This window comes from Neobacillus niacini (genome assembly GCF_023715785.1).
GTDB classification, from domain to species: Bacteria; Bacillota; Bacilli; order Bacillales; family Cytobacillaceae; genus Neobacillus; species Neobacillus niacini_E.
In genome coordinates this window covers 1-13,584 of record NZ_JAMBOX010000009.1, presented here as the reverse complement: position 1 = coordinate 13,584, position 13,584 = coordinate 1, and the positions used below count along the sequence as shown (strand labels likewise).

The 13,584-nt window shown below is 44.6% G+C and carries 14 protein-coding genes; 4 read left to right on the top strand and 10 right to left on the bottom strand.

Translation table 11 applies throughout. The annotated features are described in order from the left end of the window. The first annotated feature begins 80 nt into the window (after window positions 1-80). Together M3234_RS16240 and namA are read left to right on the top strand one after the other, a co-directional pair. Window positions 81-1,229 (top strand): glycosyltransferase family 2 protein, encoded by a 1,149-nt coding sequence (locus M3234_RS16240; protein WP_262305726.1) that lies wholly within the window; start codon window positions 81-83, stop codon window positions 1,227-1,229. Between the two features lie 73 nt (window positions 1,230-1,302). Further along, on the top strand, window positions 1,303-2,319 hold the full coding sequence (gene namA / locus M3234_RS16235) for an NADPH dehydrogenase NamA (RefSeq protein WP_262305725.1): 1,017 nt from the start codon (window positions 1,303-1,305) through the stop codon (window positions 2,317-2,319). Window positions 2,320-2,361: 42 nt separating this feature from the next. Here the strand turns inward: namA and rnz are convergent, their stop codons facing one another. Further along, window positions 2,362-3,285 carry a ribonuclease Z gene (gene rnz / locus M3234_RS16230; protein WP_262305724.1) on the bottom strand — a complete coding sequence of 308 codons (924 nt, stop codon included), beginning with the start codon at window positions 3,283-3,285 and terminating at the stop codon, window positions 2,362-2,364. A 152-nt stretch (window positions 3,286-3,437) separates the two neighbouring features. On the opposite strand from rnz, the gene zwf reads away from it, so the two are divergent. After that, entirely contained in the window at window positions 3,438-4,931 is a 1,494-nt protein-coding gene (gene zwf, locus M3234_RS16225; protein WP_262305723.1) for a glucose-6-phosphate dehydrogenase, read from the top strand. 44 nt (window positions 4,932-4,975) lie between these two features. On the opposite strand, the gene M3234_RS16220 is transcribed toward zwf, so the two are convergent. The 4 genes from M3234_RS16220 to mce form a co-directional block, all read right to left on the bottom strand. Further along, on the bottom strand, window positions 4,976-6,250 hold the full coding sequence (locus M3234_RS16220; protein WP_262305722.1) for a DNA polymerase IV: 1,275 nt from the start codon (window positions 6,248-6,250) through the stop codon (window positions 4,976-4,978). Between the two features lie 75 nt (window positions 6,251-6,325). Continuing rightward, window positions 6,326-7,447 (bottom strand): tripeptidase T, encoded by a 1,122-nt coding sequence (locus M3234_RS16215; protein WP_262305721.1) that lies wholly within the window; start codon window positions 7,445-7,447, stop codon window positions 6,326-6,328. Between the two features lie 106 nt (window positions 7,448-7,553). Beyond that, entirely contained in the window at window positions 7,554-9,101 is a 1,548-nt protein-coding gene (locus tag M3234_RS16210; protein WP_262305720.1) for an acyl-CoA carboxylase subunit beta, read from the bottom strand. A 4-nt stretch (window positions 9,102-9,105) separates the two neighbouring features. Then, the gene (gene mce / locus M3234_RS16205; RefSeq protein ID WP_262305719.1) at window positions 9,106-9,519 is read right to left on the bottom strand and encodes a methylmalonyl-CoA epimerase; all 414 of its coding nucleotides are present in this window, start codon (window positions 9,517-9,519) and stop codon (window positions 9,106-9,108) included. Window positions 9,520-9,676: 157 nt separating this feature from the next. Between mce and prli42 the strand changes: the two genes are divergently transcribed. Further along, window positions 9,677-9,775 carry a stressosome-associated protein Prli42 gene (prli42, locus tag M3234_RS16200; RefSeq protein ID WP_156431281.1) on the top strand — a complete coding sequence of 33 codons (99 nt, stop codon included), beginning with the start codon at window positions 9,677-9,679 and terminating at the stop codon, window positions 9,773-9,775. 43 nt (window positions 9,776-9,818) lie between these two features. Here the strand turns inward: prli42 and M3234_RS16195 are convergent, their stop codons facing one another. The 5 genes from M3234_RS16195 to M3234_RS16175 form a co-directional block, all read right to left on the bottom strand. Next, window positions 9,819-10,322 (bottom strand): L,D-transpeptidase, encoded by a 504-nt coding sequence (locus tag M3234_RS16195; RefSeq protein WP_262305718.1) that lies wholly within the window; start codon window positions 10,320-10,322, stop codon window positions 9,819-9,821. 60 nt (window positions 10,323-10,382) lie between these two features. Then, window positions 10,383-11,105 (bottom strand): amino acid ABC transporter ATP-binding protein, encoded by a 723-nt coding sequence (locus M3234_RS16190; RefSeq protein ID WP_262305717.1) that lies wholly within the window; start codon window positions 11,103-11,105, stop codon window positions 10,383-10,385. Then, complete coding sequence (locus M3234_RS16185) at window positions 11,098-11,757, bottom strand: amino acid ABC transporter permease (RefSeq protein WP_066312511.1); 660 nt, start codon at window positions 11,755-11,757, stop codon at window positions 11,098-11,100. The genes M3234_RS16190 and M3234_RS16185 overlap by 8 nt, the downstream gene beginning before the upstream one ends. An 80-nt stretch (window positions 11,758-11,837) precedes the next feature. Then, window positions 11,838-12,620 (bottom strand): transporter substrate-binding domain-containing protein, encoded by a 783-nt coding sequence (locus M3234_RS16180; protein ID WP_262305716.1) that lies wholly within the window; start codon window positions 12,618-12,620, stop codon window positions 11,838-11,840. A 177-nt stretch (window positions 12,621-12,797) separates the two neighbouring features. Continuing rightward, window positions 12,798-13,235 (bottom strand): BrxA/BrxB family bacilliredoxin, encoded by a 438-nt coding sequence (locus M3234_RS16175; RefSeq protein ID WP_262305715.1) that lies wholly within the window; start codon window positions 13,233-13,235, stop codon window positions 12,798-12,800. Window positions 13,236-13,584 lie beyond the last annotated feature (349 nt).

Sequence of the window (13,584 nt, the reverse complement as noted above, 5' to 3'; positions counted from 1 at the left end):
AGTTGAATTTATGCGTTAGGAAATTATAAAATTTGGTAAAAATTTTATAATTTCCTATTAGCGAAAAAGGGCTGGGGCTTATGGAAACCGTATTAATCATTTTGTTTACATTAGGAATCATTGTTTGGATCGTGTTTGTGATTGATGCAGCGATTGGTTTAAGAAGGATTGACTCTTTGCAACAGGAACCTGTACTTTCGAATGGTCCGTTGCTGTCAGTAATCGTCGCTGCCAGAAATGAGGAGAACCACCTTAGAGCAAGCATTCTTAGTCAACTGGGGCAAACCTATGAAAATGTGGAATGGATTCTTGTGAACGACCGCTCAGATGATGGTACCGGTGATATTATGGATGAACTTACGAAACAGGATTTGCGAATTAAAGTAATCCATATTCGTGATTTGCCGGAGGGCTGGCTTGGGAAAAATTTTGCCTTATATACTGGTTCGCAGGCAGCGGCTGGCAAGTGGCTGTTGTTCACAGATGCCGATGTCAGGTATCAGGACGAAACCTTTGCCAAAGCCCTTCATTATTTTGAGAAACATCAGCTAGACCATTTGACTGCTGCCCCTAATCTACATGCCAAGAAATTTTGGCTGAGGACGTTTGTCGCCTTTTTTCTATTTGGTTTTTCCTATTTTAAGCGGCCTTGGCAGGCAAATAATCCAAAGTCGAAAATGGGAACGGGAATCGGCGCATTTAACCTGATGTCAAAGAAAGCTTATGAAGCATTCGGCACCCATGAACGGATTAAAATGCGGCCGGATGACGATTTACAATTGGGAATGAGACTGAAGCAGGAAGGGTATCGCCAAAGAATTGTGACTGCCCTCGAATGTATCGAAGTCGAATGGTATGGCAGTTTAAGGGAGGCTTTTGTCGGCCTTGAAAAAAATACATTTGCAGGGTTAAACTATCAGGTCGGCATGATCTTTTTTTCAATATTTGGCGTATTTGTCACAAACGTCCTTCCCTTTATCATGCTATTTTCCGAAAGCAGCACCATCGCCTTGCTTAGCCTTGGAAATATTCTTGTAAGCGGAATTCATTATGTCATGATTATTAAACGGATGACCGTATTCTCTCCGATTCTATATCTTGTCCTGCCTATAACCGCGTTGCTATTCATCTATTCGATTATCAGGGCCAGCTATTTAACGTTTAGACGGGGAGGCATTGTTTGGCGCGGTACCACCTACCGCTTGAGCGAGCTTAAGGACCGTGACTAGCAGGCGGGATCTCACATGATTTTGCAACCTTTTGCTATACTATTAGATGTTAGAATGTCAGGAGGGTTAGCAAATGGCAAAATTATTTTCTCCCTATACGATTAAGGGAGTAACATTAAAAAACCGGATTGTGATGGCGCCGATGTGCATGTATTCCAGCCATAACGAGGACGGAAAGGTTCAAAACTGGCACCGCACCCACTACACTTCACGAGCGGTTGGCCAGGTTGGGCTGATTATTGTGGAGGCAACAGCGGTTGTTCCCCAAGGAAGAATATCTTCCCGCGATTTGGGCATCTGGAGTGATGAGCATCTTGAGGGGTTGCGGGAGCTTGTCGAACTTATGAAAGAACATGGCGCGAAAACGGGTATTCAATTAGCCCATGCCGGCAGGAAAGCACAGTTGGAAGGAGACATTTTTGCTCCCTCTGCCATTGCTTTTAATGAAAAATATAAAACGCCTAAGGAAATGACGAAAGCGGATATCTTAGCGACGGTTAAGGCATTTAAACAAGGTGCGGTTCGTGCTGCTAGAGCCGGCTTTGATGTGATTGAAATACATGGTGCCCATGGTTATCTCATTAACGAATTCCTGTCGCCGCTTTCCAATAAACGGACTGACGAGTACGGCGGTTCTGCCGAGAATCGTTATCGATTGCTGCGTGAGGTGATTGACGCGACGAAAGAGGTTTGGAATGGTCCGTTATTTGTTCGCGTCTCCGCTCATGATTATCTTGAAGAAGGATTGACGCCCGACGATTACATAATTTTTGCCCGTTGGATGAAGGAGCAGGGTGTCGACCTGATTGATGTCAGCTCTGGCGGGGTTGCACCAGCACGTATTAATGTTTATCCCGGGTATCAGGTTAAGTATTCGGAGGCAATCAAAAATGGCGCGGAGATTCCGACAGGCGCAGTTGGGTTAATCACCAGCCCCCTACATGCTGAGGAAATTTTATCAAATGATCGCGCCGATTTAGTCTTCTTGGCCCGCGAATTGTTACGGGACCCTTATTGGCCTCGGACAGCTGCGAAAGAATTGGGTGTTGAAATTGAGGTACCTGTACAATACGATCGGGGTTGGATTTAAGTTAGGGGCGGAAAAGGCACTTACCTTTCGTGGGTAGGTGCCTTACCTATTAGAAATATGAATTTCCTTAAAATCCTCAGAGATTTCGGTATTGCGGAAAATCCCCTGGGCCTCGGCGACCAATTCCCTCCAAGCATTTCGATCATAGCGTGAGCTGATATGGGTTAAACACAACTGCTTGCACCCCGCCTTTAAGGCGATTTTTGCAGCCTGATTTGTTGTCGAATGAAAATATTCATGCGCTAGCTGCTCTTCGCCTTTTGAAAAGGTCGCCTCATGGACCAACAAATCAGCATCTTTCGCTAACACAAGCGCATTCTCGCAATATCTTGTGTCGCCAAGAATCGTGACCACCCGACCCTTTTGGGCTGGACCGAGAAACTCGCCCGGTTCGATCACCCGGCCATCTTCAAGAACGACAGACTCCCCACTTTTAATTCTTTTAAAAATCGGACCTGGCTGGACACCCGCTTCCTTCAACTTATCGGCCAACAGCGTCCCCGGTTTATCTTTTTCCACAACACGATAGCCGTAAGAAGGAATGCCGTGTTCCAATAATCGAGCCTCGACCAAAAACTGCTCATCCTCAAAAATGACACCTTCGTCAATTTCGACAACTTTCAACGAATATTTCAAATACGTTTGACTCAACGAAAGGCTGACATGAATATACTCCTTTATCCCCTTCGGTCCGTAAACGGTGACCTCCGATTCCCCGCCCTGAAACGAACGGCTGGATAAGAGCCCCGGGAGACCGTAAATATGGTCGCCATGAAGATGGGTCACAAATATTTTTTCAATTCGCCGCGGTTTAATTGACGTATGTAGTATTTGATGCTGGGTGGCTTCACCGGCATCAAACAGCCAAACCGCCCCGCGTTCCTCTAATAACTTTAACGCAATGGAAGTGACATTCCGCAGCTTTGCCGGCATGCCAGCCCCCGTTCCTAAAAAAAACACATCCACAAAGAACACCTCTCTCAACCGTTCCATTTCCATTATGGTAACTATAGCACAAACTTAATCTGTTTGCTCGATACATGCTATTGGCTAAAATAGTGAAATCTAATGTAAAATACATAAAGCAACTGTAGATTTTAGAAAAGAGGTACATAACCATGGAACAAAATTTAACTTCATTGATTATGATTTTTGGGGCAACTGGGGATTTGGCAACACGAAAACTGTTTCCATCCCTGTACAGGCTGTATGACCGGGGAAGATTACATAAATTTGCTGTCGTCGGTGTCGCAAGAAGAACCCTGTCCAATGATTCGTTTCAGCAATCTGTTAAGGATTCAGTCACCGCAGCCTTGGGCGAGAAAGATAATCTTGATGAGTTTGCTTCTCATTTTTATTACCAATCTCATGACGTGGCCGACTCGGATTCCTATATAACCTTGAAAAACTTTGCTGACGAAATCGATGCCCACTATCAGCTCGAGGGGAACCGAATTTTCTATTTGGCGATGGCACCGCAGTTTTTTGGACCCATTGCCCTGCATTTGAAGTCGGATGGACTAACCGATGTAAAAGGCTATAAAAGACTGGTCATTGAAAAACCGTTCGGCCATGATTTGGAATCGGCCAAAGTTTTAAACGAACAAATCAGAACCGCATTCGATGAAAAAGAAATTTATCGGATTGACCACTATTTAGGCAAAGAAATGGTCCGCAATATCGAAGTGATCCGTTTTGCCAACGCCATTTTTGAACCGCTGTGGAATAATCGGTACATATCCAATATACAGGTGACCTCCAGCGAAGTTCTCGGGGTCGAAGAGCGGGGCCGGTACTATGAATCAAGCGGCGCATTAAGGGATATGCTGCAAAACCATATGCTGCAGATGGTCGCGCTGCTGGCGATGGAACCGCCAATCAGCCTAACGACGGACGAGGTTCGTTCTGAAAAGGTAAGAGTGTTCCGGTCACTTAGAACCATCGAAGGTGACGAGGTGAAAAATTATTTTGTCCGCGGCCAATACGGGGAAGGCGTGATTGAAGAGAAGGAAGTTCCTAAATATCGCGATGAACCGATGGTCGATCAAGAGTCCAATACTGAAACGTTTGTTGCCGGGAAGGTCATGATTGACAATTTCCGCTGGGCCGGGGTACCTTTTTACATCCGGACAGGAAAACGGATGACCACCAAAACAACAAAAATTGTTGTTCAATTCAAGGACATCCCGATGAATTTATATTATCAAACGGAAAAAATGTTGAATCCAAACCTGCTGGTCATTCATATCCAGCCAGAGGAAGGGATTACCCTGCACTTGAACGCGAAAAAAGCCGGCGGACATCTCGAAGCGCAAACGGTTAAGCTTAGTTTCGCCAACACCGGGATTCAGGCAATGAATACCCCTGAAGGCTATGAAAAATTGCTTTACGACTGCATGCGTGGTGACGCCACTAATTTTACCCATTGGGATGAGGTCGCCTATTCCTGGGCATTTGTCGATAAAATTTCCGCCGTTTGGGAACAAGAAAAAGCGGCATTTCCGAATTATCAATCAGGGTCGATGGGGCCAAAGGAAGCGGATGAGCTATTGGAAAAGGACGGTTTCTTCTGGTGGCCTGTTACTGACCTGGATGTTGATGTTTGTAAGTAATCATAAAAGCTCCATCTTGCTTTTTCCTAGGCAAGCTGGAGCTTTTAGTCTTCTTCATTTGTAACGGGTAAGGAACGTAGAAAATCCTTGTTAAAGCTGGTGGCTGTTCCAATTTTATGATTCGGGTCAACCTGATGGGAGCCGGCATTTTCAATAATGGTTTTACCGTACTTTTCGCGTAGTGTGGAAATCGTTTTTAGCAGCGGTTCCTTCTTGGCTTCTTTTTCAAAAGAAAATAAATCCAACTGTTTATAGGCATGGTCGTGTTCGATCAAATCATATCCGGTTATTCCCAACAAGCGTACAGGATCGCCGTTCCAATTCTTTAGAAAAAGCTCCTTGGCGAATAGCGCAAGCTCGTCTTTGCTGCCGATTGGATTTGCAGTTTTCTTGCTTCTTGTAATGGTCTTGCGGTCTTTAAAGCGGATCGTAATGCCGACTGTTGTGGCTAAAACATTTTTACGCTTTAGCCGAACGGATACGGTCTCTGCCAATGATTCAAGGACATGAAATAGTTCCTGTTGATTGGTAACGTCTCTAGGAAGAGTGGTTGAGTTGCCGATGCTTTTAAATTCCTCAATGGCCTCCGGGTCTACAGGGCGTTGGTCAATTCCATTTGCCCGCTCCTTCAAACGAGTTCCGTTTATTCCAAGCAATGTTTTTAACTGGATGTCATTTGCTTTTGCCAGTTCGCCAATTGTGTGAATCCCAATCGTTTTTAGCTTCTCGGATGTCTTTTTGCCGACCCCATGCATCTCGTTTGTGTTGAGCGGCCAGAGTTTTGCCGGAATATCCCGTTTGCGTAATATCGTGATTCCCATCGGCTTTTTCATATCGGATGCCGTTTTCGCCAAAAATTTATTGGGGGCAATGCCGATGCTGCACGGCAAATCAAGCTGTTCCAGAATCCGTTTTTGAATGCTTTGGGCAATTTCAATCGGACTGCCAAACTCAAAGCTGTCTGTAATGTCCATATAGCCCTCATCAATCGACACAGGCTCAACAAGGTGGGTATAGTGTCTAAGTATTTCAAACATCCCCATTGAGGCAGCACGATAGCGATCAAAATTAGGCGGTTTGACAATTAGTTGGGGACAAAGCTTTTTTGCTTCCCAAAGCGGCATCGTTGTTTTCACGCCAAACTTCCGCGCCTCATAGCTGCAGGTAACAATAATCCCGCGCCGTTCCTCAACATTACCGGCTATCGCAACCGGCTTCCCCTTCAGCGTTGGATCGTAAGCCATCTCCACCGAAGCATAGAAGCTGTTCATATCGACATGCAAAATGACGCGGCCGTTTTTCGGATACATTTCCTTCACCTAACAACCACCTCCTTACACTTTTAGTATATCAAAAAAAGAAGAGCCCCGCAGAAAAGGCTCCTCTTCCATGTATTATTGGTTTGTCACTTCATCGATAATCGCCAGCGTCATTTCCGCGAGCTTATATAATTCTTCAAGCGGCATCCGCTCGTTAGTCGTGTGGATTTCTTCATAGCCGACAGCAAGGTTTACGGTTGGAATGTTGAACCCATTAAATACGTTGGCGTCGCTGCCGCCGCCGCTATGCTGCAGCTCGCAGCTGCGGCCGATTTTTGTCGCTGCTTTACGGGAAACTTCGACTACATGGTCGCCTTCGCCGAACTTAAAGCCCGGGTACATGACTTGTACATCAACCTCGGCTCTGCCGCCCATTTCAGAAGCAACTGTTTCAAATGCATCCTTCATTTTCGCAACCTGGGCTTCCATTTTTTCAGGTATTAAGGAACGTGCTTCCGCTAAAATATCGACACGGTCGCAAACAATATTCGTCGCCTGCCCGCCTTCAAAACGGCCAATGTTGGCAGTTGTTTCATGGTCGATTCTGCCTAGTGGCATTTTGGCAATTGATTTAGCAGCGATTGTAATCGCGGACACGCCTTTCTCCGGTGCAACCCCGGCATGGGCGGTTTTCCCGTAAATAACCGCTTTGACTTTAGCTTGTGTTGGCGCGGCAACCACAACGTTACCGACCAATCCGTCGCTGTCAAGTGCATAACCATACTTTGCCTTCAATAACGAAGGGTCGATCGCTTTTGCGCCAAGCAGACCGGATTCTTCGCCGACAGAGATGACGAATTGAATCAAACCGTGCGGCAAATCGTTTTCCTTTAACAACCGGATGGTTTCAAGCATGACCGCAATACCGGTTTTATCATCGGCACCGAGGATTGTTGTACCATCAGTCACGACATAGCCATCTTTGATCGACGGTTTTACACCCTTCGCCGGTGTTACCGTATCCATGTGGCAGGAAAAATATATCGGGTCGACACCCTCCTTCGTCGCCGGAAGTGTACAAATTAAGTTGCCGGCGCCATGTCCTGTCACAGCCGTTGTATCGTCTTCAAAAACATCGAGACCCAAATCGGTAAATTTTTGCTTTAATACATTGGCGATTTCAGTCTCAAATTTTGTTTCTGAGTCAATTTGGACTAGCTCTAAAAATTCATTTAAAAGACGTTCTTGATTCACCATTGTGTCAAAACCTCCATTAATATGTACTACTCACTATTTTAGTATACCTTTTACTTTTCATGCCATCAATGAAGGCAGGCTAAAATAACCTGCCTTCAGAAAAATATTACAAAGGTATATTCCCATGCTTCTTATATGGACGTGACTCTTTTTTATTACGAAGCATTTCCAACGATTGAACAATTTTGATTCTCGTTTCCCGTGGGTCAATGACATCATCGACCATGCCCCGGGATGCCGCCACATACGGGTTGGCAAATTTGTCACGGTATTCCTCAATTTTTTGCTGTCTGACCAGCTCGGGATTATCGCTGTTTTGAATTTCTTTGGCAAAAATGATGTTGGCGGCACCCTGCGGACCCATCACCGCGATTTCGGCATTCGGCCAAGCAAAAACAAGGTCTGCACCGATTGACTTACTATTCAGTGCTACATAAGCACCCCCATATGCCTTTCGTAAAATAACCGTCAGCTTTGGTACGGTCGCCTCCGAATAGGCATATAAAATTTTGGCCCCGTGGCGGATGATGCCCCCATGCTCCTGCTTTACACCCGGGAAGAAACCGGTAACATCCTCAAATGTGATGATTGGTATATTAAAAGAATCACAGGTTCTAATAAACCTTGACGCTTTATCGGAGGAATCAATGTCCAAACCGCCGGCCATTACCTTAGGCTGGTTGCAAACAAGCCCGACTGTTTCACCTTTGATTCTTGCAAAGCCTACGACAATATTTCGGGCAAAATCCTTTTGGATTTCCATGAATGAACCTTGGTCGACCACCTGCTCTACAACTGTCCGAACATCATAAGGCCGAACTGCATCAAATGGAATCACATCCGTCAGATCCGGACGATAATCGTCAGCTTCAGCCACATCCAGCCGCGGTGGCTTTTCTTCATTATTTTGCGGCAAATAGCTTAATAGATTGCGAACCTGCTGTAACGCTTCCTGCTCTGTCGCAGCACTAAAGTGGGCATTACCGCTGATCGTGTTATGTACGCGCGCCCCGCCGAGGTCCTCCGCGCTGATTTTTTCACCGGTCACCGTTTCAATTACCTTTGGACCAGTAATAAACATCTGGGAGGTTTCTTCCACCATAAACACAAAATCAGTTATTGCAGGCGAATATACGGCCCCTCCGGCACAAGGCCCCATAATAACGGAAATTTGTGGAATCACGCCGGAATAAATCGAATTACGAAAAAAAATGTGGCCATAACCGTCAAGAGAGACTACCCCTTCTTGAATCCGCGCACCGCCAGAGTCATTTAGCCCAACAAACGGTGTTCCATTTTTGGCGGCCAAATCCATAACTGTGGCGATTTTCTTGGCATGCATTTCCCCCAAGGCACCGCCAAACACGGTAAAATCTTGAGAGAATAGATAAATTGGCCGGCCATTCACTTTCCCGTAGCCTGTTACAACACCATCCCCCGGCCCTTTCTGCTCATCCAATCCAAAATCATTGGTGCGGTGTTCAATAAACGGATTTAATTCAACAAAGCTGTCTTTATCCACAAGCAGTTCAATCCGTTCGCGTGCGGTCAATTTTCCCTTTTCATGCTGTTTTTCAATCCGTTCGTCCCCGCCGCCAAGCTCCACCTCTCTTCGTTTATCATACAATTCGTTAATTTTTTCATAGATGTCCATCCCATTACCCCTTCTTTCCTTTCTTTTCGCATAGTTCTACTAGGACGCCATGTGCCGACTTAGGATGCATAAAAGCAATATCAGCCCCGCCGGCACCCGGCCTTGGTGCTTCATCTATCATGCGAATGCCTTGTTCCCTCATATCTGCAATTCTTTCCTCAATGGATTCAACCCCGAGCGCCACATGATGGATGCCCTCGCCGCGTTTTTCAATAAACTTGGCAATCGTGCTGTCCGCCGACATCGGCTCAAGCAATTCAAGCTTTGTTTCGCCTGCTTGCAAAAATGCTACCTTAACCTGCTGGCTTTGCACCTCTTCAATGGCTAATAACGGCAGTTTGAGCACCTCCGTGTAAAACGGAAGTGAATCCTCTAATGACTTAACAGCAATACCGATGTGATCCACTTTTTTAATCATAGTTACCCCTCTGTTTCAATATTAACATTTATTAGACAATTATTGTATTCGGGAAAAAGTTCATAAATCCTTCCTATATTGTGAAGGTTCTTCCGTTGTTTGATTAGGCTTTTCCTAGTAAAATAAAAGAAAGCTTGTTTTAAGGGGGTTTCTTATAATGTCTAAAAAGAAACATAGAAAAATTGTTGTTTATTTAATGCTAATCGCCATGCTTGCTTCGACCCTCCTGATTGGAATTGGCCAATTTATCCGGTAAATATAAAATGGGATTGTTCACTGTGAACAATCCCTTTTGCTTTTTATTGAATGGCCCCGTGCTCACGAGCCAACAGTTCAAACGATTTTTCGGAAGATGTGATCAATATTTTTGTTCCTAATGGAATTAATGGATAAAGCGAAGTAATCACTTCATTTTGTGTACGGATACACCCTTGTGAAACATATTTTCCGATTGTAGCCGGCTGATTGGTGCCATGAATCCCGTAAGTCCTGCCGTCGGTATCCTGAGCATCAAAACCAATCCATGCTGATCCAAGCGGGTTACGGGAATCCCCTCCCGGAATGTCCTTCTTTCGATAGTATGGATTTTTCGCTTTGACGATGATGGTAAACAACCCTTCCGGCGTTAATTCCTGGGTTTTGCCAGTCCCGACACTTACGACTGTTTGGACCTTGTTATCCTCAATCAATGCCAGTTCGTTATTACTTTTATTGACAATGACAAACGGATCTCCAGGTAGAGGGTTTGGCCCGAGTGGCCAAAGCGGGGAAGCAATCAGGATTGACAAAAAGAATTTGATCATGTTTATCAACCTGCCTTTTTCCCCTTAGTATGGTTCCATCGGCCTCCTCTAATACATTTTTTAGAGCATTTTTTCCAGGAATTCCTGAGCCCGTTTGCTGTTTGGTTTTGTAAAGAATTCTTCCGGTGCAGCATCCTCCACAAGCACGCCGCCATCGAGAAACAGGACACGGTCCGCTACCTCTTTGGCAAAGCCCATTTCATGGGTTACAATCGCCATCGTCATGCCCGTATGTGCCAGTGACTTCATGACTTCCAGTACTTCTTTGACCATCTCGGGGTCCAGGGCCGAGGTTGGTTCATCAAACAGCATAACCTCCGGCTGCATGGCCAACGCTCTAGCAATGGCTACCCTTTGCTTTTGCCCGCCGGACAATCTTGTCGGATACTCATTTGCTTTATCTGATAATCCTACTCTTTCTAGCAATTCGTATGCGAATTTTTCCGCTTCCGCCTTTGCCAGTCCTTTAACCTTAATAGGGGCGTAAGTAAGATTTTGCAGAACCGTTTTATGTGGAAATAGGTGAAAATGCTGAAACACCATGCCGACATTTTGCCGTACCTTCATGATATTTGTTTTTTGGTCAGTTACCTCTTGGTCTCCAACCCAGATTCTTCCGCTAGTTGGCGCTTCAAGGAGGTTCATGCAGCGGAGAAAGGTCGATTTCCCGGAGCCCGACGGCCCAATAATCGCCACAACTTCACCTGTCTTAATTGTCGTGGAAATTCCTTTTAAAACTTTCAATTTACCGTAAGATTTATGCAAGCCTTCTACCTTAATCACTGCGTCTCATTCTCCTTTCCAGCGCTTTTCCGAGGAACGTCAGGGTAATGACCATTAAGTAATAAATCACCCCAGCGATGATTAATGGCTCAAAATAGGAATAATATTCAGCACCGACCTGATAAGAACGGCGCATAATATCCATGACCCCGATGGTTGTCACAATAGCCGATTCCTTTGTTAAGGTAATAAATTCGTTCATTAATGCCGGCAGGATATTCTTAAGCGCCTGTGGCAGGATGATATCCCACATCATTTTTCTGTACGGAACACCAAGAGCCATCGCCGCTTCCTGCTGGCCTTTGTCCACAGCAAGGATGCCGGCCCGAATAATCTCGGAAATATAAGCTGCCGAATTGAGCGCAAATGATAATACAGCCGCCGCATATGGCTCAATTTGATAGCCAAAAATTTGAGGTGAACCGTAATATATTAACATCAACTGCAATACGAGCGGTGTACCGCGGAAAATGGATGTATAAATATCGGCGAACCAGCCGAGAGCTTTAATTGAACTAATTTTAAAAAGAGATAAGATAATGCCAAAGATAAACCCCAAAACCCCTGCGAGAATAACAATTTTCAATGTAATCATTATTCCTTTTAAAATATAGGGCAAGGAGGGAATGAATTGCATAAAATCCAAATTCATCGATGTACCTTCCTTTCATAAAAAAATAGCAGAGACGCCTGGTAAAATTAGCTTTCCCAAACGTCTCCCAGTCATGTTTTTTAGTTTTCGCCGCCAAACCACCTCACTACTAATTTGTCTAGTTCACCGTTTTCTTTCATTTTCTTTAATTCAGCATTAAATTTCTCAGTCAAATCACTATTTTTCTGGAATGCAATGGCTGAACCGGCTTCCTCCGGGTCATCGCTCAATGTGAAGCCTTTTAAGTCTTTATCATTCGCGAAATAGCCTTTGGCAACAGTGTCCTCGATAATCGCAGCATCAAATCGGCCTGACTTGATCTCCTGAATCAATTCCGGAATCCGGTTGCGGTCCTGGATAGTAAGCGCTACTTTTTCATTGATTTCTTTTGCTTTTCCTTCTTGGATCGATCCAAGCTGAACACCGACAGTCTTGCCTTTTAAATCCTCAATGGACTCAATCCCGCTATCCTGCTTAGAGACGATCATGTGCTGTGCTGTATAATAAATATCGCTGAAATCCACGTTTTTCTTTCTTTTTTCGGTAGGAGTCATCCCTGCCAAAACAAAGTCTGCCTGCCCTGACTTAAGAGCTTGAACCAAGCCATTGAATTCCATATCCTTGATTTCAAGTTCATAACCAAGCTTGCTGGTGATTGCTTTTGCTAAATCAACATCAAATCCGATAATCTCGTCGCTTTTCTCTGTTTCGATATATTCAAATGGTGCATAGTCAGCAGAAGTCGCCATTACCAAAACCTTTTTATCGCCACTGGCTTTGCCAGCTTTCTCACTAGTGCCACAAGCGGCAAGTACGCCGATCGTCAACATCAAAGTTAATAATAAAATTAAACCTTTTTTCATCTCGTTTTCCCCCTGAAGTTTAGTAGATTGATAAATTAATAATTATTCAATGTAATGAATTTTAACACATGAACATAATTATGCAAATATATTTTTAAAAATTCGCCGAAATTTTTTTCGAGTAATTTTTTCCATTAAAAAACCAACCTCCAAGAAGGAGATTGGCATATTAATGGATTAGACTTCTTCACAGTATTTCTCAAATTCCTGCTGCAGCTTAGCAACGACGGTTGCCGGGTCATAGCCCTCTATTTGGTGACGTTCCACCATGGAACAAATTTTGCCGTCCTTTAACAGGGCAAATGATGGTGAGGATGGTGGGTAGCCAGTGAAATAGCTGCGTGCTGTTTCAGTTGCCTCTTTATCCTGTCCGGCAAAAACCGTGACAAGATGATCAGGGCGCTTATCATAATGTATGGCATAGGATGCCGCAGGACGGGCGATACCGCCGGCACAGCCGCAAACGGAATTAATCATGACTAAAGTTGTTCCTTTTTTCGATAAAGCTTCTTCCACCTCTTCTGGTGTCTTTAGCTCCTCATAGCCGGCAGCCGAAATTTCCTGACGTGCCTGGCGGACAACATCATTCATAAAAATATTAAAATCCATGCTCATTGAATTCACTCCTTTAAACCTCTATATAACATCATCATAACAGTTGTAATAGGTTGATTCAAATGATTATTACCGGCCGCGAAAGAAAACTGCCGGGGAACGGCAGTCAGGCTGTCGAGAAACTTTCGACAGCCTTTATTTTATATAACAACTTTAACAATTCACCGCGTTAATTTGTTATAATGGTGTTAATCAAAACTATTCGATATGTCTGTTGATTTACGCTCCAGGCACTTCGCTTTCCGCGGGCGTGCCTGGGAGCCTCCTGATATGAACGAAACTGTCAAGGCCCCAGCTCCACCCCTAGGTTTCGATCCATTTTTGACCAACTCTAAGAAGAGAAGCTATT